Origin of the sequence: Marinobacter sp. ATCH36, assembly GCF_023555055.1 — a bacterium.
Classification (GTDB): Bacteria; Pseudomonadota; Gammaproteobacteria; order Pseudomonadales; family Oleiphilaceae; genus Marinobacter.
This window is the reverse complement of the sequence record NZ_JAMJPL010000003.1, coordinates 72,633-92,132: the sequence shown is the minus strand read 5'-3', so window position 1 is coordinate 92,132 and position 19,500 is coordinate 72,633. Positions and strand designations below refer to the sequence as shown.

At 55.8% G+C, this 19,500-nt stretch carries 17 protein-coding genes; 9 read left to right on the top strand and 8 right to left on the bottom strand.

Features of this window, described 5'->3' with window-relative positions; genetic code table 11:
• Positions 1-143: 143 nt before the first annotated feature.
• Both M8010_RS11290 and sohB read right to left on the bottom strand, forming a co-directional pair.
• Positions 144-1,142, bottom strand: coding sequence for a YhdH/YhfP family quinone oxidoreductase (locus tag M8010_RS11290; RefSeq protein ID WP_250091294.1), 999 nt, complete (start codon positions 1,140-1,142; stop codon positions 144-146).
• A 26-nt stretch (positions 1,143-1,168) separates the two neighbouring features.
• Positions 1,169-2,233, bottom strand: coding sequence for a protease SohB (gene sohB / locus M8010_RS11285; protein ID WP_250091292.1), 1,065 nt, complete (start codon positions 2,231-2,233; stop codon positions 1,169-1,171).
• A gap of 196 nt (positions 2,234-2,429) precedes the next feature.
• Between sohB and M8010_RS11280 the strand changes: the two genes are divergently transcribed.
• Complete coding sequence (locus M8010_RS11280; RefSeq protein WP_250091291.1) at positions 2,430-2,744, top strand: SCP2 sterol-binding domain-containing protein; 315 nt, start codon at positions 2,430-2,432, stop codon at positions 2,742-2,744.
• Between the two features lie 76 nt (positions 2,745-2,820).
• Here M8010_RS11280 and M8010_RS11275 read toward each other — a convergent pair whose 3' ends face one another.
• The 4 genes from M8010_RS11275 to M8010_RS11260 form a co-directional block, all read right to left on the bottom strand.
• The gene (locus tag M8010_RS11275; RefSeq protein WP_250091289.1) at positions 2,821-4,527 is read right to left on the bottom strand and encodes a FimL-related protein; all 1,707 of its coding nucleotides are present in this window, start codon (positions 4,525-4,527) and stop codon (positions 2,821-2,823) included.
• A gap of 252 nt (positions 4,528-4,779) precedes the next feature.
• On the bottom strand, positions 4,780-5,490 hold the full coding sequence (gene dnaQ, locus M8010_RS11270) for a DNA polymerase III subunit epsilon (protein WP_250091287.1): 711 nt from the start codon (positions 5,488-5,490) through the stop codon (positions 4,780-4,782).
• A gap of 15 nt (positions 5,491-5,505) precedes the next feature.
• Positions 5,506-5,949: a ribonuclease HI gene (rnhA, locus tag M8010_RS11265; RefSeq protein ID WP_250091285.1), complete on the bottom strand. Its 444-nt coding sequence runs from the start codon at positions 5,947-5,949 to the stop codon at positions 5,506-5,508.
• Positions 5,949-6,719 carry a class I SAM-dependent methyltransferase gene (locus M8010_RS11260; protein ID WP_250091283.1) on the bottom strand — a complete coding sequence of 257 codons (771 nt, stop codon included), beginning with the start codon at positions 6,717-6,719 and terminating at the stop codon, positions 5,949-5,951. The genes rnhA and M8010_RS11260 overlap by 1 nt, the downstream gene beginning before the upstream one ends.
• Before the next feature lie 95 nt (positions 6,720-6,814).
• On the opposite strand from M8010_RS11260, the gene gloB reads away from it, so the two are divergent.
• The 7 genes from gloB to M8010_RS11225 all read left to right on the top strand — a co-directional run bounded on the left by gloB (position 6,815) and on the right by M8010_RS11225 (position 15,972).
• Complete coding sequence (gene gloB, locus M8010_RS11255) at positions 6,815-7,609, top strand: hydroxyacylglutathione hydrolase (protein WP_250091282.1); 795 nt, start codon at positions 6,815-6,817, stop codon at positions 7,607-7,609.
• Between the two features lie 165 nt (positions 7,610-7,774).
• Entirely contained in the window at positions 7,775-9,508 is a 1,734-nt protein-coding gene (locus M8010_RS11250; RefSeq protein WP_250091281.1) for a lytic transglycosylase, read from the top strand.
• A gap of 26 nt (positions 9,509-9,534) precedes the next feature.
• Positions 9,535-11,358 (top strand): extracellular solute-binding protein, encoded by a 1,824-nt coding sequence (locus M8010_RS11245; RefSeq protein ID WP_250091279.1) that lies wholly within the window; start codon positions 9,535-9,537, stop codon positions 11,356-11,358.
• Between the two features lie 38 nt (positions 11,359-11,396).
• Entirely contained in the window at positions 11,397-12,482 is a 1,086-nt protein-coding gene (locus tag M8010_RS11240; RefSeq protein ID WP_250091278.1) for a microcin C ABC transporter permease YejB, read from the top strand.
• A 5-nt stretch (positions 12,483-12,487) separates the two neighbouring features.
• Positions 12,488-13,507, top strand: coding sequence for an ABC transporter permease (locus M8010_RS11235; protein ID WP_250091828.1), 1,020 nt, complete (start codon positions 12,488-12,490; stop codon positions 13,505-13,507).
• 1 nt (position 13,508) lies between these two features.
• Positions 13,509-15,098 (top strand): ABC transporter ATP-binding protein, encoded by a 1,590-nt coding sequence (locus M8010_RS11230; RefSeq protein WP_250091276.1) that lies wholly within the window; start codon positions 13,509-13,511, stop codon positions 15,096-15,098.
• 88 nt (positions 15,099-15,186) lie between these two features.
• Entirely contained in the window at positions 15,187-15,972 is a 786-nt protein-coding gene (locus tag M8010_RS11225; RefSeq protein ID WP_250091275.1) for an enoyl-ACP reductase FabI, read from the top strand.
• Positions 15,973-16,022: 50 nt separating this feature from the next.
• Here the strand turns inward: M8010_RS11225 and M8010_RS11220 are convergent, their stop codons facing one another.
• Both M8010_RS11220 and M8010_RS11215 read right to left on the bottom strand, forming a co-directional pair.
• Complete coding sequence (locus M8010_RS11220; protein WP_250091273.1) at positions 16,023-16,433, bottom strand: PilZ domain-containing protein; 411 nt, start codon at positions 16,431-16,433, stop codon at positions 16,023-16,025.
• Positions 16,434-16,464: 31 nt separating this feature from the next.
• Entirely contained in the window at positions 16,465-18,288 is a 1,824-nt protein-coding gene (locus M8010_RS11215) for a DUF1631 family protein (RefSeq protein WP_250091272.1), read from the bottom strand.
• A 124-nt stretch (positions 18,289-18,412) separates the two neighbouring features.
• Here M8010_RS11215 and M8010_RS11210 point away from each other — a divergent pair, with 124 nt between their 5' ends.
• Complete coding sequence (locus M8010_RS11210; RefSeq protein WP_250091270.1) at positions 18,413-19,486, top strand: 3-deoxy-7-phosphoheptulonate synthase; 1,074 nt, start codon at positions 18,413-18,415, stop codon at positions 19,484-19,486.
• The last annotated feature ends 14 nt before the right edge of the window (positions 19,487-19,500 follow it).

Genomic DNA, 19,500 nt, shown 5'->3' with positions numbered 1-19,500 from the left:
CAAAGCCGCCTCGTTAAACAGGCCGGATATACGGACGCAAACCTGTCCCTGACATCGAGCACTGAGACCTTGCAAACGGGGAGGAGACCATATACGGATTAGCCAAAGGCGTAATCCGACAAACCCAACCTAAGGTGTCCTTTTCACCTGGAATGATCCAAAACAATCTTCCCTGACGACTCCCCTTTCAAAAACGCCTTCAACGCGCCGTCCAGTTCACCACGGCCAATATCCTTTGCCGAGGCCTCGATTTTCTTGCAGGCCCAGTCACCAGAGAACTTGTCCCAGACTGCCTGTTTTTGCGCCATCGGGATTTCCACGGAATCCACGCCCAGCAGGTTGTTACCCCGGAGGATAAACGGCAGCACGGTGGTTTCCAGCTGTGGGCCAGCTACCAGGCCGCAGCAGGAGACAGAGCCGCCAGGGTGAATCTGCTTCAACAGTTCGGCCAACGGGCCGCCGCCTACGGTGTCCACGGCATTGGCGAAGGCCGGCTTCAGCATTGGCTTCTTTTCGGTTGCCAGGGCTTCGCGGCCCAGCACTTCGGTAGCACCCAGGTTTTTGAGTGCATCGGCATGATCCTGCTTTCCGCTGATCGCCACCACTTCGAATCCGAGGTTGGCCAGCAGTTCAACGGCCACGCTGCCCACTGCGCCACTGGCACCGCTTACCGCGACCTTGCCCTGCTCCGGGGCGGCACCCATGGTCAGCAGTTTTCTCACACACAGTCCCGCAGTGAGGCCAGCGGTACCGTAGATCATGGCGGTGCGCGCGTCCCAGCCCTGCGGCATTGCCACACACCAGCCTGCCGGTACGCGGATGTATTCGCCAAAGCCGCCGTCAGTGTTCATACCGAGGTCATAACCAGTCACAAGGACTTTGTCGCCGGCGGAGAATGGGCCTGACGAGGCTTCCACAACTTCCCCTGCAGCGTCGATGCCCGGAGTATGGGGGAAGCTACGGGTGACGCCTTTATTACCGGAGGCAGACAGGGCGTCTTTATAGTTGAGGGAGGAATGACTGACCCGGATCAGCACTTCATTCTCTGGCAGGTCTGATACGTGGAGTGTCTGTTCAGAACCCGTGTATTCGCCGTCCTGCTCCTGAACGCGCCATGCCTTGAACTCGGTGTCGTTTGTCATGATTCTTTCCCCCGCCATTGTTGGCTTTACTGGATTTTCTGATTACGGAACGCGCCCAGTACCCGCCATACAGTATGTTCAAGTGCCGCACTGGTGGCCAGGCCGAGCTTTTCCGGTAGTGTGCGCTTGCGTTGATAGCTTACCGAGATTACGTCTGCACGGTCGCAGGCTTCAATGAGAAATTCGTCGGAGGTCTGGATTTCGTCGATCAGATTGACCTCTAGCGCCCGGCGGCCAAACCAGATATCGCCGTTGGCGACAGCTGTTATGTCCAGCCCGGGACGACGCTCTCCGACGTATTCCTTGAACAACACGTGGGTATCTTCAAGATCTTCCAGGAACTTCGACCTGCCCTTGTCGGTATTTTCACCAAAAATCGTCAGGGTCCGCTTATGTTCGCCAGCCGTAAGCACTTCAAAATCCACATCGTTTTTCTTCAGGAAGCGATGGAAATTTGGCAACTGAGCAACCACACCAATTGAGCCCAGAATGGCAAAAGGAGACGCCACAATGCGATCTGCAACACAGGCCATCATGTAGCCACCGCTGGCCGCTACTTTATCAACACAGGCTGTCAGCTTAATGCCCTTGGCCCGAATACGGTCCAGTTGCGCCGCAGCCAGGCCGTAGGAATGAACCAGTCCGCCTGCGCTTTCCAGGCGAATGACGATTTCATCCGTTTCCGGTTCTGCTACGCTGAGGACGGCTGTTATGGAGCGGCGCAGAGAATCGGTGTCGCTGGCCTTGATGTCACCGTCGAAATCGAGGACATACACCTTCGGCTTTGCGTCCTCCTCGGCCTCACCAGACTTGCGCTTTGCCTTGGCCGCTTTTTCTTTGGCTTTTTCTTCTTTCTTGCGGGCTTTTTCAAAAGCCTTACGCTCCGAGTCACTGCGCAACCGGGCCTGAAGAGACTCCCTCAGTTTGCGGTACTTCTCGTTAAGTTTGCGAACCCTCAGTTCACCCTCTTCACCGTGATCGCCCTTTTCTTTCTGGGCAGCGGACATAATCACGGAAATAATGACCACCACAGCAACCACCAGCGTGGCCGTTTTCGCAATGAACAAACCGAACTCTGTCAGAAATTCCAAGTTGCTTCTCCAGGATTATTCTTGAGCGCTCGATTGTAACCGAGGTGCCTTGAGGTACAACCCATCACGGCGATAAAGAAATTAAAACAAGCGTTCGATCGAGCTTGACACTGTTAATGTCTCACCCTAAAGTCGAATGCTACGTCGGCTCGCCCGCCGTCAATACGCCAAGACAAACACCAAAAAGGGTAAAATAATGTCTGTAGCTCCAATCTTTGAAAAGCTCGAACAGAATTTCAACGCAGACGCCGCTGAAGGCCTGGACCTGGTCTTCCAGTTCGATATCGAGGACGACAACAACTATCACGTGATTATCAAGGATGGCACCTGCAAGGCCGTCGAAGGTACCCACGACGACCCTTCTGTTACGCTGATCATGAACTCCGAGACTCTTAAAGGCATCGTGTCCGGCGAAACAGACGGCATGCAGGCGTTTATGGCTGGCCAGCTGCGCGCCGAAGGCGACATGATGCTGGCGACCAAACTGGGTGAGCTGTTCAACATGGGCTGATTGCCCGTCAGGACCCTCCCATAATAAAACCCTGCCATCTGCAGGGTTTTTTGTTTCCGCTATTCGGTAAGCCGCCTCACAGGCCCACGTCATCCAGTGACGATTCTGCAAGTCGCAACAGATCTGCGTTTCGCTCCTCACGTTTGCCAATGCTTTCAATATAGTATTCAAGAGAAGTGAGCGCATCCGCCAGCGCTTCCAGAACCTGAGCCGGGGGTGCCTCTCTGGCGTCCAGAAGACGCTCCTGTATGGACCCCGCCACGCGTTCAAGTACAGACGCTGCACCGGAGTCATCGAGCATATGAAGCCCTCCCCAGATGCTGTGGAGGGTGCCTGGCAGGTTTGCCAGATGGAGTTTGTCGTAGTCGGATTCAATGAAGGCTGTAATGGCCCGTTTTGCCAGAGTCAGCGCACTTCTGGCTTCATCGGCCACTACAAAGGTGGCTTCTTTCAGGTAGAGGGATTCTTCCCGGCTTCTTTGTCCGCCGGCCAGGGCGTCGGTTTCCGAGGTGATGCCTCTGGTCACAATCTGCATCACAGCGTCCTCGATACCAAGCACGGAGTCTGCAAGCTTGTAGAGTTCATCGTCTGCCGGTAACCGTTTTTCTTCCTCCCAGGTGCGCAGTTTTGCCGCTTCTGCCCGCGCCATGGTGCCGAGCTGGTTCAGGTCAAGCATCACCAGGGTATTCGCCATGCGCTCCAGGGCTTCGGCAATGGAGGACAGTTCAGCCAGGTCCGGCTCGATGCCGCGCTCAACAATATCAAGCTTGTCCTTGAGCTGATTCAGCTCGTCCTGCAGGGCCGTAGACAGGGACTTGAGCACATCCGAGCCAGGGCCATAAAGCCGGCGGGCATGGGCATCGAGCATGGAATCCGGAAAATCCGCCGGCGCAAGGCGAAACGCCGACAGAACGGATGTAACTTCCGGATTTGCGGATCCGCTGCGGTATAACAGATAAATCAGATCCTTTATCAGGGAATCCGGAGCGTCTTTCGCGGTAGCGACTTTGCCAACGTACACCAGTTCACGGGAATACTTTTCAATACGCATGAACATGCGCTTACGCGACTTGTTGAAACCCATGGCGCGGTCAAGCATGGTGTCGGCAACAACGGCCACCAGACACCACATCTGCCCCATTGGTTGGCCCTGGCATAAACGGGTGAATCCCCTGGCGGCCCGACCAAAGAGCTTCTTGCTGACCACATCATTCTTTTCACGAAGAATACCCAGCAATGCCACCTGAAAGGTAAGACGCATTCGACGAGCCAGGATTTCATAATCTGCTTCGTTGCCCTCAAACGACTCCAGGTCGAGCCCGGAGCAGAAATCAGGTCGGTCTTTCACGTCGATATCGAAAAAGCAGGATTCCGGATAGGGTTTTTCCTTTCTGGCCTCACGCAGGTCATTGATGACCGGCAACAGCAGCTCGGGATGATCCTCACGTTGCTGATGATAGTACTCCACGTATCGGCGCAGGATAAACAGGGCACTGTTGAGTGTGGTAAGGAGAATGTTTTTGTCATCATTGGCGCCAACGGGAACGTCGTTCGCCATGCTGACCGCTTCCTGGCACAGCAAAGTGCCTGCACGCAGCTCAACCAGAATAAAAATACCACGGAGCTGGTTCAGAAAATCCACACAGTTCTGCAGGTCTTCACCGCTCTCGCGATTTTCCTGAAAGCGTTCCAGGCTTGATTCTGCCTGTCTTATGGTCTGCTCAATCTCACTTTTGACCAGATCAAATGACTGCGATTTCGTCGCAAGAGACGATTGAACCATAAACGCTTCCTGTAAATTATGCGGAAACTACCGCGCCCTGTTCTTGGAATGTGACCCTTTCGGTTTTTTTTGAGAGTCTTTTTATGAGCCGGATTTACCCTTCCCAGCTAAAATAAAAGTTCGCGAAAACTCGCGAACTTATCATTACTTATAACACAAAACTCAAGTAGCTCAAGAAAGCGGGAATGTAACAAAAAGTACAACCCGGCACAGTTCTCATTGCAGTGAGCCATTACCCGATCCGGCGTTTATTCACTCTTTCGATTCCAGCCTGTCCCAAACCGTTCCGCCTGCCTGTTTGGCAAGCAGTGCCATGAACTCTTCATGGGCAGAGGCTTCGTCATCGCTGGCACGGACAACACTCAGCGGCTTGCGGTCGGATGCCAGCCGGCGGATACCATTCCCACCCCCGGCTTCATCGCTACCCGCATCCAGTGATAACGCTGTCTGACCACCGGTGAGTAGAAGGTAGACGTCGGCAAGAATCTCGGCATCCAGCAAAGCGCCGTGAAGATCCCGGCTGCTGTTATCGATGCCATACCGTTTACACAGGGCATCCAGGTTATTTTTCTGGCCCGGGTGTTTTTTCCGCGCGATGGCAAGGGAATCCACTACCCCACAATAATCGGCCGTCTTACGGACCGGCTTCAGGCGGGCGAATTCCGAATCCATAAAACCGATATCAAAGGCCGCATTGTGAATGACAAGTTCGGCGCCTTTTATGAATTCAAAGAACTCATCGGCGATATCTGCGAATCTGGGCTTGTCAGCAAGAAACTCGTTGGTGATTCCGTGAATCGTTATCGCCTCGGCTTCCACCTCCCTTTCCGGATTGATATACACATGGTAGTGGCGCCCGGTGGTCTGGCGCTCCATCAGCTCCACACACCCTATTTCGATAATCCGGTGGCCTTCAGCCGGATCGATACCGGTGGTTTCGGTATCCAGTACAATCTGTCTCATGGTTCGCTCTGCCTGTTATGCGTTCGTCAGTTCTTCCACGCCACGATTGGCCAGCTCGTCCGCCAGCTCATTTCCCGGATTTCCGGAGTGGCCTTTCACCCAGTGCCAGTTCACCGAGTGCCGCGCCACCTCATTGTCCAGCTCCCGCCAGAGATCTTCATTCTTCACCGGTTTTTTCGCTGACGTTTTCCAACCGTTCCGTTTCCAGCCATGCATCCATTCAGTGATACCCTTGCGAACATACTGGGAATCGGTATACAGCTCTACTTCGCAGGGGCGTTTCAGCGCCTCAAGGCCCCGTATCGCGGCCATCAGCTCCATTCTGTTATTGGTCGTATTGGCTTCACCGCCGTGCAGTTTCTTGTTGGAGTTACCGTAGCTAAGCACTACACCCCAACCTCCTGGCCCTGGATTACCCTTGCAGGCGCCATCGGTGTAAAGAACAACCTTACCGGTCATCAGTATTCCTCGACTTGACTGTTATTGAGCGCAGCACCCCTGCCGGGCAGCGCAATGACTTTTTTACCCTGCCACACCGGCTTGCGGGGAATTCTGGAGTAAACCCGTTTTTTGGCAAGGATACAGTAATAGGCTCCCACCGGCAGGAGCCGGTTGCCACAAATCCGTTCCATCACACCCTTTCGTTCATTCGACACCGATCGTTGCAGCGGCAGCTGAAAAAATGAAGACCCTGCGGATTCAATGGAGAAATCCAACAGCCGAAGCCAGTCTTCCATTCTTCGCTTCATCATGAAACGACCACCCCAGGGACCGCCGCGATGCCTGGAAGCCAGTTTCCGGAGCCCCCAAACACTGAAAGGATTAAATCCGATCAGCACCATGACCCCTTCCCCACGAAGAACCCGGGAAGCCTCACGCAGAGCCTGGTGGGGATGAGGAGAAAAATCAGCCGTATGGTGAAGGATTACCAGGTCCATGGAGTCCCCGGGGAAGGGTAATTCATCCGCGTCGCAAACCGTCACTCCGTCGGGGATCGCCGGATTCCAGCGGGGCGTGGTCAGGATGCGCTGGGCAAAATCAGCAGTACTTGCCAGCGGCAGCCTGTGGCTCAGGCCAACCTGTAACTGCCTGGCTCCAGTGAGTTTCTGAACGTGATGCTCGACACAAGCCCTCTGATCGGCGAGCAGCGAGCGGCCCAGAGGCGTCTGGAACCAGTTCTCGAAGCTTTCCTGTCGGGCGGAGTAATCAATCTCACCTGCTGAGGTCATCGCTGTATTCCCCTGTTTCATCCCCGCCGATGTTGGGACGTCGCTATTAATGCACTATCATAACAGTCACATTCGTCTTGCACATGTGGGAGCCTATGCTGACCATCAGCCCTATTCCAGCTTTTAACGACAATTACATCTGGTGCCTGTTCAATACCGAAGACCGCAAGGCCCTAATTGTCGACCCTGGCCAGGCTGAGCCTGCCATCCGATTCCTGGCGGACAATGGCCTGGAGCTGGACACCATCCTGGTCACCCACCACCACCCGGACCACGTTGGCGGGGTAGACGCCCTGGCCAAAACAGCCCCGGAATGTCGCATCATTGGCCCGGCCAATTCGCCGTTCAAGGGCGCCAAAAGCGAAGTTCATCCTGGTGATGAAGTGGTCTGGCAGGACCTGACCTTCAATGTGCTGGGTGTACCCGGCCACACGCTCGATCACATCGCCTACTATAGTAATCGCCCTGTTAACGACCGCCCGGTGCTCTTCTGCGGTGACACCCTGTTTGTCTGCGGTTGTGGGCGACTCTTTGAAGGCACGCCGGAGCAGATGAAGCAGTCCCTGGAAACCATCCGCCAACTGCCGGATGAGACGGCCGTCTATTGCGCCCATGAGTACACACTGGCCAATCTGAAGTTCGCCACGCACTGGCTGCCGAATGATGCGCCACTGCGTGAATTCCAGGCACACTGCCAGAAACGCCGGGACGATGGTGAGCCAACCGTCCCGTCCATACTGGGTGACGAAAAGCGGCTCAACCCATTCCTTCGCTGGGACGACCAGTCGGTGATCGATTCCGCGAAGCGGCATGCCGGTAAAGCAGGACTGACCATCGCGTCTGAAAACGACGTGTTCGCAGTCACCCGGCATGGAAAGGACACTTTTTGAGGAATCACGGGTAACAAATTCTATCAATGACGTAACGAGAGTCTTGTTGACCCTCTGAAAAGGGTTCCAATAGAATCCGTGTAACTTTTGCACCGTAACCCATTAAATATGCCGGAATTTCAGACAGATTTTACCGGCGTCGCCCAGCTAACCGGAAGTCGTTATATGTCGGTCTCGCGCATTTCAATCCTGTTTCTTCTTGGCACATTAACCAGCGGGTGCAGCACCTTTGCATCTGAAGAGCGAGATCAACCGGAATCTTCCGCAAACGTTCTCGAAATCGACAGGTTGACCGTTGCTGCCGGGGACGAAGATCTCAAAGAATCCATTGAATCCGACCCTGACAGCAAGTCCGCTGACAAGTCATCCCGCACAGCGCTTGATGACGCTATCGAACCGTCCCTGAAAAAGACAGCAGAGGACGCGAGAGAGAAACTGGACACTCCGAAACAGGACAGGCCCACTGAGGAAACGGCTGTTTCAGACCTCTGGCAGAGACTGAGATCCGGATTTGCTCTGGACCACGACGCAAGTGACCCCAGAGTTCAGGCTCAGCTTAACTGGTACAAAAAGCACCCACGCTATATCGACCGGGTTGTAGAACGTGGCAGCCGTTACCTGCACTATATTGTTACGGAAACCGAGAAGCGGGGCCTGCCCACAGAGCTGGCTTTGCTTCCTGTGGTGGAAAGTGCCTTTGATCCGTTCGCTTACTCCCATGGCCGTGCCGCCGGGCTGTGGCAGTTCATTCCGTCCACCGGTAAGTATTTCGGTCTGACCCAGAGCTGGTGGCACGACGACCGACGCGATGTGATTGCGGCTACCGATGCCGCACTGACTTACCTAGACAGGCTGGCAACCCGTTTTGACGGCGACTATATGCTGGCACTTGCCGCCTACAACAGCGGTGGCGGCACCGTTTCCAGCGCCATGAGGCGCAACCGCAACAGGAACGCAGCCACCGATTACTGGTCACTGGATTTGCCCAGGGAGACACGCCACTATGTTCCCAAACTTATCGCGCTCGCAAAAATATTCGACCAGCCGGAAAAGTACGGTATTGAGCTGCCATCGCTTGCGGATGAGCCCTATTTTGAGGTGGTGAAAACCGGTTCCCAGCTGGACCTTGCCCAGGCTGCGGAATTGGCAGGTGTCGATATAGACGAAATCTATCTGCTTAACCCGTCGTTCAATCGCTGGGCTACGTCGCCTGACGGTCCTCACCGTCTGCTGGTACCGCGGGAAAGTGCCAAAACGTTCACCGCAGCACTGGAAACCATCGACCCGAATGATCGTGTCTCCTGGCGTAACTACAAAGTCAAATCCGGCGATACGATCAGCACCATCGCCAAGCAGTATTCCACCACGTCTTCGGTTATCCAGCAGGTCAACAACCTGGACAGCCATATTATTCGTATCGGGCAACGGCTGATGATTCCGTCTGCAGCCAAACAGGCCGACACCTACTCGCTCAGTGCCAGCGAACGGCTTGCTACCAAGCAACAACGCAGTGGCAAAAACAGTAACGGTACCCGCGTGGACTATACCGTCCGCTCGGGTGATACGTTCTGGGATATTGCCCGCGAGCACCGGGTATCCGTCCGGCAAGTGGCTTCCTGGAACGGCATGGCGCCGGGAGACCCGCTGATCCCCGGCAAAAAACTCGTGATCTGGTCAAAATCCAAACAGCCAGCGATGTTGGCAAGCAATAACAGAGGAAAGGGGATGGTCCGCAAGGTAGGCTACCAGGTGCGCAAAGGCGACTCCCTGTCCACGATCGCCAGTCGTTTCGCGGTGAATGTGAGAGACATCGCAAGCTGGAATGATCTCAATACCTCACGTTATCTGCAGCCCGGGCAAAGTCTGGTACTCTATGTGGATATAAGAAACAGCCCCTGAGTCTGAACCGGAAACGTGCGAGATCTATGACAAGAACACGGAAAGCCTCACCCCTGATCTGTGCCTTTACTTCTGTCGCCATGGCACTGCTGCCATGGCAGGCCATCGCGGCCGATACGACTGCGCGGCACGGCATCGCGATGCACGGAGACACAAAATACTCCGAAGCTTTTCCCCACTTTGACTACGTCAACCCCGACGCACCCAAGGGTGGCTCCCTGAAGATGGCTGTGGTGGCCAATGGTTTTGATTCGTTCAACCCGTTTGTCATTCGCGGAGTAGCCGCGGCTGGCATCAATACCTACCTTTACGATACGTTGATGGAAGCGTCTGCGGACGAGCCCTTCTCTGCCTACGGCCTGATCGCTGAGTCCATCGAAACCCCCGATGATCGCAGTTACGTGATTTTCAACCTTCGCGAGGAAGCGCGATTCCAGGACGGCGAAGCAATTACCGCCGAGGACGTGAAGTTCTCTTTCGACGTTCTCACCACCAAAGGCCATCCTTTCTATCGCAACTACTATGCAGACGTGACCGAGGTGACGGTCGAGAATGAGCGAAGAATCCGCTTTGATTTTGGTGACACCGACAACCGTGAACTTCCGCTGATACTCGGTCAGCTTCCGATCCTTCCCGGTCACTACTGGGAAGACCGTGAGTTCGGTAATAACGGCCTGACCCCACCAGTAGGAAGCGGGCCTTATCGAATCAAGAATTTTGAAGCAGGCCGCTCCATCACTTTCGAGCGCGTGCAGGATTACTGGGCTGAGGATATTGGTGTCCGCAAGGGCAGGTTCAACCTCAATGAAATCCGGTACGACTACTACTCGGACGATACGGTCGCCCTGGAGTCTTTCCGCGCCGGCAACTTTGATTTCCGGGTGGAATCCTCCGCCAAGAACTGGGCAACTGCCTACCGTGGAGATCAGTTCGATTCCGGCAGAGTAAAAACCGAAGCTATTGAGCACGGTCGTCCTGCGGGCATGCAGGCATTTGCAATGAACACCCGCCGCAAGGTGTTCAGCGATCCGAAAGTGCGCGAAGCGCTCGCCTACGCATTCGACTTCGAATGGGCCAACAAGAACCTGTTCTACGGTCAGTACACTCGCACGTCCAGCTATTTTGAGAACAGCGAGCTGGCATCTACCGGCCTTCCTGAAGGGCGGGAGCTGGAGATTCTGGAGCCCTATCGCGACCAGTTAAGCGAAGACGTTTTTACAAAGGAGTATCAACCGCCCTCGACCTCCGGCGACGGTGGACTTCGTGACAACCTCCGCACCGCCCTGACCATGCTTCGGGGCGCCGGGTACGAAGTAAAGGATGGCACCATGGTAAACAGTGAATCCGGAGATCCTCTGGAGTTCGAGATTCTCATCTACCAGAAAACCTTCGAGCGAGTGGTGCTGCCCTTCAAGAACAACCTGGAACGACTGGGAATTGATGTATCGGTTCGCCTGGTGGATACCAACCAGTATATCCAGCGAATCCGGGAATTCGACTACGATATAACCGTCCAGGGTATCGGGCAGTCCGACTCGCCGGGAAATGAGCAAAGGGAGTACTGGCACTCATCCAATGTCGACGTCAAAGGTTCCCGCAACTACATGGGTGTCGATAGTCCGGTGGTTGATGAACTCGTCAACATGGTGATTCAGGCCCCGAGCCGGGAAGAACTGGTCCATCGGGTACGCGCACTTGACCGGGTCCTGCTTCACGGGCATTACGTGATCCCGAACTGGTACCTGCCCAAAGATCGCATTGCCTACTGGTCCTTCCTGCAGCGGCCAGACGTTGTGCCCAAGAATGGCGTGGATATTGACAACTGGTGGGTGAAAAGCACTGACCAATGATGCAGATCTCTGACGTAAACGAGACGGAGGTCCGCTGAATGGGCAGCTATATCCTCAGGCGGCTGGCGCTCATCATACCTACCCTGCTCGGCATCATGCTGCTCAATTTCGTGATTGTTCAGGCCGCACCCGGTGGTCCGGTTGAACAGTTGATTGCGGAAACCGAGGGGCATGGTGGCGGTGCGCTTGCCAGGGCCAGTGGCGGCGGTTCCGGCGGCGAGGTGACTTCTTCCAGCGACGACAGCCGCGGCTCTCGGGGGCTTCCGGATGAATTGCTCCGCGAGATCGAAGTCATGTACGGCTTTGACAAGCCGCCCCACGAACGCTTTCTGAAAATGCTGGGTGATTACGCCACGTTTGATTTCGGCGAGTCATTCTTCCGTGACCGCTCGGTGATTGAGCTGATACTGGACAAGATGCCGGTTTCGATATCACTGGGTTTGTGGTCCACCCTGATCATCTACCTGATTTCGATCCCCCTGGGTATCCGCAAAGCCGTTACAGACGGCTCCCGGTTCGATGTATGGAGCAGCTCCGCCATCGTTGTGGGCTACGCCATTCCCGGCTTCCTGTTTGCTATCCTGCTGATCGTCCTGTTTGCCGGGGGCAGCTATCTGGACTGGTTTCCACTACGGGGCCTGACCTCTTCCAATTTCGACGAGCTCAACTGGTACCAGAAAATCGGCGATTACTTCTGGCACCTGGCGCTGCCTGTGACCGCCAATGTCATTGGCGGTTTCGCCACCCTCACCCTGCTGACCAAGAACTCGTTTCTGGATGAAATCAGCAAGCAATACGTTGTGACGGCCAGAGCCAAGGGTCTCGAGGAAAAACAGGTTCTGTACGGGCATGTATTCCGCAATGCCATGCTGATTGTCATCGCCAGCTTGCCGGGTGTGCTGGTTTCCCTGTTCTTTACCGGCTCGCTGCTGATTGAAGTGATCTTCTCGCTTGATGGCCTCGGGCTGCTCGGCTTCGAGGCCGCGCTGAACCGGGATTACCCGGTAATCTTCGGAACGCTCTATATCTTTACCCTGATGGGCCTCGTGCTCAAGCTGATCAGCGACATCACCTACGTACTGGTGGACCCGCGCATCGATTTTGAAAGCCGGGAGGGGTCATGAGTCGGATAAAGCTGACCCCGATCCAGCAGCGCCGGCTTGCCAACTTCCGCAAAAACCGTCGCGGCTTCTGGTCCCTGTGGGTATTTCTGGCCCTGTTCGGGCTCTCGCTGATAGCTGAAGTGATCGCCAACGACGTGCCGTTGGTTGCCTACTACAAAGGGGATCTCTATTTTCCAGTGATCGAAAGTGTGCCGGAAGAAACCTTCGGTGGCTTTCTGCCCACCGAAGCGGACTATCGCGATTCCTTTATAGCCGATGAGATCGAAGCCAACGGCTGGATGATCTGGCCCCCTATTCGCTTCAGCTACAACACGACCAACTACAACCTGGAAGTTCCCTCGCCCGCACCACCCAGTGCCGAGAACTGGATCGGTACCGACGACCAGGGCCGCGATGTGGCCGCCAGAGTTATCTACGGATTCCGGATTTCGGTTCTGTTCGGCCTCATCCTGACCATACTCAGTTGCATCGTCGGGGTCATTGTCGGTGCCATCCAGGGCTTCTATGGCGGCAAGATCGACCTGATCGGTCAGCGCTTCATCGAGGTATGGTCCGGCCTTCCGGTGCTTTACCTGCTGATCATCCTTTCCAGCATCGTACAGCCGAACTTCTGGTGGCTGCTGGGCATCATGCTATTGTTCAGTTGGATGGGGCTGGTGGACGTGGTACGGGCGGAGTTTCTCCGTGCCCGCAACTTTGAATACGTTAAGGCTGCAAGAGCTCTGGGCCTTGGTAACCGCAAGATCATGTTCCGGCATATTCTGCCCAACGCCATGGTGGCCACGCTTACGTTTCTGCCATTCATACTTACCGGCGCCATAACCGGCCTGACGTCCCTGGATTTCCTCGGATTCGGCCTGCCATCGGGCTCGCCATCGCTCGGCGAGCTGATTGCCCAGGGCAAATCCAATCTCCATGCACCCTGGCTTGGCATTTCGGCATTCGTTTCCCTTTCCATCATGCTGACCCTGCTGGTCTTCGTCGGCGAAGCAGTGCGTGATGCCTTTGACCCGAGAAAGAACTGATATGTCCCAGCTTCTGGAAGTCAGGAACCTGTCGATCACGTTTGATGACTCCATTCAGGCAGTCCAGCGGCTGTCCCTGGGGATTGACCGGGGAGAGACTGTCGCACTAGTGGGAGAAAGTGGTTCCGGGAAATCAGTATCGGCACTATCGGTTCTGCGCCTGTTGGATGAGCGCCACGCCAGCTATCCAAGCGGCGAAATACTGTTCCAGGGTGAGGACATGCTGAAGGCAAGCCAGAAGCGGCTACGGCAAATCCGCGGGCGGCAGATCAGCATGATCTTCCAGGAACCCATGACCTCGCTCAACCCGTTGCACACGGTTGAAAAGCAGATCAGTGAAACCCTTGCCCTGCACAAAGGCATGCGCGGGCCCCAGGCAAGGGCCCGCTGCGTGGAGCTGCTTGAACTGGTCGGCATTCCAACGCCAGAGGAGCGCCTGAACAGCTACCCGCACCAGTTATCGGGTGGCCAGAAACAACGGGTGATGATCGCCATGGCGCTGGCCAATGAGCCCGACCTGTTGATCGCGGATGAGCCAACAACCGCCCTGGATGTTACCGTGCAGAAACAGGTCCTGGAATTGCTCAAGGATCTTCAGCACAAGCTGGGGATGGCCATCCTGCTGATTACCCACGACCTTTCTATCGTTCGTCGATACGCCGATCACGTGGTCGTTATGGAGCGGGGCCTGCTGGTGGAGGAAGCAGCGACTGCAACGCTGTTTGACGAACCCCAGCATCCCTATACCCGTCGTCTACTTGATGCGGAACCACCCGCCTCACCTTCGGGTGCCATGATCAACAACAAGCCGCTACTGGATGTGGATAACCTGGATGTCCGCTTCACTACCCGTAAGAGCCTGCTGGGCAGGCCGAAAGCCTGGTTCCAGGCCGTCGACAAGGTCAGCTTTTCCCTGAACCAGGGCGAGACTCTGGGCATCGTCGGTGAAAGCGGCAGTGGCAAAACGACCATTGGCCACGCATTGCTGAAACTCACCGGCAGTACCGGCAGTATTCGGCTTACGGGGGCCGAATTGTCTCACCTGGACCAAAAACAGTTCCGACCGTGGCGCAGCCGTCTTCAGATCGTATTCCAGGATCCTTTCGGCAGCCTCAGCCCCCGCATGTCGGTTGCAGAGATTGTTCGCGAGGGGCTTGAAATACACGCGCCGGCAACCCCCGAAGAGCAGGACAGGAGAGTCATTCAGGCCCTGAACGATGTGGGCCTGGACCCGAACGCCCGGCACCGTTACCCGCACGAATTTTCCGGCGGCCAGAGGCAGCGAATTGCCATTGCCCGGGCACTGGTGCTACAACCGGAACTGATCATTCTGGATGAGCCTACTTCGGCCCTCGATCGCACGGTTCAAAAGCAGGTGATTACCCTGTTGAGGGAATTACAGGACAAATATGGTCTAAGCTATGTATTTATCAGCCATGATCTGGCCGTGGTAAGGGCTCTCAGCCACAAACTGCTGGTGCTCAAGAATGGTCGCGTGGTGGAATATGGCGAAGCATCCGGAATTTTCAATACACCTGAACACGAATATACCCGTGAACTGCTTGGGGCAGCGCTTTTCTATACTCGGTAATGCATCAGGCACTACGACCAATTGAGCGTTACCCGCACTGCTGCGGTTCATGGATAATGCCTGAAACTGAAACACAGGGAGAATAATTATGGGATTACTCAGTGGCAAGAAAGCACTGATTGTCGGCGTTGCAAGCAAACACTCCATTGCCTACGGCATTGCAGATGCCTTTGCCAGAGAAGGCGCTGAGCTGGCTTTCACCTATCAGAATGAGAAGCTTAAATCCCGGGTGGAAAAATTCGCCGAAGGCTGGGGCAGTTCACTGACTTTCCCGTGTGACGTTGCCAGTGATGACGAAATCGAAGCCGTGTTCACCGAACTGGGCAAACATTGGGATGATATCGACGTGATCGTGCATTCCGTTGGTTTTGCACCGGGCGACCAGCTCGATGGCAACTTCGTGGATGTCACCACCCGCGAAGGCTTCCGCATTGCCCATGACATCAGCTCCTACAGCTTTGTCGCCCTGGCCAAGGCAGGCCGCAAGATGCTGCATGAAAACAGCTCTCTGCTGACCCTGAGTTATCTGGGTGCGGAAAAGGTATTGCAGAATTACAACGTGATGGGCCTCGCCAAGGCCTCCCTGGAGTCCAACGTGCGCTATATGGCCGGCAGCCTGGGGCGTGATGGTATACGGGTGAATGCCATCTCTGCAGGCCCTATCAGGACGCTGGCTGCTTCCGGCATCAAGAGCTTCCGCAAGATGCTTGCCGAGAATGCAAGAAGAGCACCGCTGCGCCGCAACGTCACCACTGATGAGGTTGGTAACGCCGCCGCCTTCATGTGTTCCGACATGGCAAGCGGCATAACCGGCGAAATCATGTACGTCGACGCCGGCTTCAACATTACCGGTATGGGCGAACTGGAAGACTGATCGAACCCGCAATGCACCGGTGGGGCCTTGTGCCCTGCCGGGAACCAACGTCACCCTTCCGACATGGCTCTCGCAACCGCCTCCACCCATTCCAGACAAGCAGTGCCATCAGACTCCAGTATCCGGAGTCCCACCAGCCAGCCACCGGCATCCGCCGAACGGCACCACACCACCTCAACCATTAACCGGAACGGTTCGGAAACGTCTTCCAGATTCACCCAGGCGGGCAATATTGCACCCGCTGTTAGCGGTTCGGAAGTTGCCAACCGAATTCCACCCGCTGACAAATCACTGGTTCGCGAGATAAGCGAACGTTCAGGGCTGTTGCCTGCATCGTCCGGAACAGACGATTCCAATTCAATGGTAACTTTTGCACTCGCTGTCAGCCGGTACTCGGAACGATTATCCCCTGACGCCGGGGAATCTTCGTAGTCACCAAAACTGTAATCAATATCGCTCATGATTTCCCACCTGACGTTGCCGGTTGACAGATCAGTTCCGGCCCACCCGAATGCGCCCGACGACCCTGGAAAGGGTATCGTCAAATTCCGCCGAGCTACCCAGAACGCGAATACGACCGGCAACGATCTCATCCACCAGTTCGTCCACCAGAAACTCCCGGCGGTTTAGCCCCAGCCGGTCAACGAAGATCAGTTTCTTCGAGGCATTAATCCGCACCGCCAGCTTGAGACGAACCGGGCCCTGGTCCGCCCCGACGTTCTCTTCAACAATCCAGCCACCCAGTTTGATACCGTCGACAACTTGCCCCGCTGCAGCTTGCTTCTCAAGCAACAAGCGCTCCTGTTCCGCCTCTTCATCAGCCAGGCGCTGAGCCTCTGCAGCCTGTTCGCTGCGGGCAAGCTCCTCCCGCCTTGCGGTTTCCTCTTCCTGCTGGCGCCGTTCTGCTGCTTCCTTTTCGCGGCGCAACGCGTCAGCGCGCGCTTGTGCTTCCTTGGCGGCCGTCTCGCGCTGGAGTTTTTGACGATCCAGCACCACAGACAGAGAGGTAATGGTTTCCGCCAACACCTCGCCAAACGGTTTCAGCGGTGGCAGTGGCCGCAGTGTGCCGGCTTCGAGACCACTTACAAATCGCGTCCAGGGCAGCACCCCGAGCTTGACGCCCGCGCCATTGGTCCACAGTACCTCACAGGTGTCCGGTAACAGCGTAAAGAAGAACCGGCGTTGCTCATTTGTCCCCTCGCCCTCAACGAACCACTTACCCTTCAGGGGAGCAACCTCGTCTTCCGCGGGTTCGGAAAACGTGAGCCAGGACGAATCCCAGGAAAAGCGGTTATCAGCCGGCAGTGCGGGCACAAGATCCGGCGTTTCGCCTCGGAGGCGAGCTACCATCACTGCCTGAACACCTTCCAGGGCTTTTTCCTGCATTGGCTTCTTCTGAACCCGGCTCCACACATCGGCGATGCGATCCCCTATCTGCTCACCCACGGTATAGAGACGATTGCGGTCCCGATCCGAAAGAGCAGGATCGCCAATCCACACGAGCCATTCCAGCAGTTTGCCGGCGTGACGCCAGTTTTCACCCTCGGTGCCTTCCTCCCAGACAATCTGCTTTAATAATCCGAACCACTGATCAAAGATGAAGCTCACAATTTCCTGTGGCAATTCTCGATTCCGCAGAGCCCGTCCCACCAATGCGCGTGCTGTCTGTTCGGCCCTCCGCTGTCTCGCAGCACCTTTCTCGGTTTCAAGCAGCCGACTACGCAGCCTGTCGTTCTGCTGTTCCCGTTTCGCGGCGTCTGCTTCCCACTGGCGACAGAAAGCCAGCACGGGCTCAATATCACCTGAATTGAAACTGCCGGAAACTGCTATCACCAAGGCATCCAGCTGGTCCAGAACGGCCCTCGCCGAACGTCCCCCAGAGGCGCTCCAGCCACGGCAGTCCTGCAGACTGTCCAGCCAATGGATCAGTGTATCGGGGAGCGCACCGCCACCTTCAAGATTCATTCGCCAGGCGAAAAAGAACCTCAGGCGCGCGATTCGGCGGGTAAGGTCCGGATGCAGGCCGCTGGTTTTCAGGAACACACCCATAATGCGGTCGGCAACGTAGGCGGAATTGATCTGCCGGACAGACCAGGTCAGCGAAACTGAGCGAATCACGCGGGTGACGGGTTCGTCCCGTTGTTCTGTCCAGCAGGAAAGCAGCAAGGGCCCCCAGTCGCTTAATGCATCGGGCGAGAGCTTTTGTGCCGGGTACGGAAGATCCGGTACGCGAATGCCGGAGAGCACATCGGCCATCCTCTCTGCCACCCGCTTACGGGGCAGGACTTTCCCCTTGTTCTGCGTACTCTGCTGCATCCGTTCTCCGCTTGTCAGAAGCGTTGAAAAGGTTCATCAAATGACGCAGTATAACCAACTCGCCGGGGTTTACTGCAACCAGACACCGGCCGGTCATGTTTTATGCGACGGGGATAACAACAGAATGTCGGGCACCAAACTAGAGAATCTGAATGTGGCGAGTCAGGAACCATTGATCACCCCTGAAACGCTGAAGCAGGAATTGCCGCTTTCCGAAAAGGCTTCGGCGACGGTCGAAAATGGCCGTCAGGCTATCTATGACATCATGGACGGCAAGGATCACCGCCTGTTTGTGGTGGTAGGCCCCTGCTCCATTCATGATGTTGAAGCTGCCCGTGAATACGCCGTGAAGCTCAAGAAACTGGCGGACGAAGTCAGCGATACGCTGCTGATTGTCATGAGGGTATATTTCGAAAAGCCACGTACCACCGTCGGCTGGAAGGGGTTGATCAACGACCCGCACCTGAATGACACCTTTGATATTGAACAGGGGCTTCACATTGGCCGGCGATTGCTATTGGACATCTCCGAACTGGGCCTGCCAACAGCCACCGAAGCACTTGATCCGATCTCTCCGCAATACCTTCAGGACACCATTTCATGGTCGGCCATCGGTGCCCGTACCACCGAGTCCCAGACACACCGCGAGATGAGCAGCGGCCTGTCCATGGCCATAGGCTTCAAGAATGGTACCGACGGCAGCCTGGATGTCGCGGTTAACGCCATGAAGTCGGTCTCTCATCCGCACAGCTTCCTGGGTATCGACCAACAGGGCAAAGTGGCCATTATCCGTACCCGTGGCAACAACTACGGCCACGTGGTCCTCCGTGGCGGTGGCGGAAAGCCCAACTACGATTCCGTGAGTGTAGCGCTCTGTGAACAGGCGCTGGAAAAAGCCAAGTTGCGCCCATCCATCATGGTAGACTGCAGCCACGCCAACTCCAGCAAGGATCCGGCTATTCAACCACTGGTACTCCAGGACATCACCCACCAGATTCTGGAGGGCAACCAGTCCATTCAGGGCCTGATGGTGGAAAGCAACCTGAACTGGGGTAACCAGTCAATCCCGGAGAACCTGGCTGACCTGAAGTACGGCGTATCCGTAACCGATGCCTGTATTGACTGGGAATCCACCGAGAAAGCCCTGCACGAGATGCGCGACAAGCTCAAGGACGTGTTGCCGAAGCGTCGCGGCTGATCCATAGCTGTTGC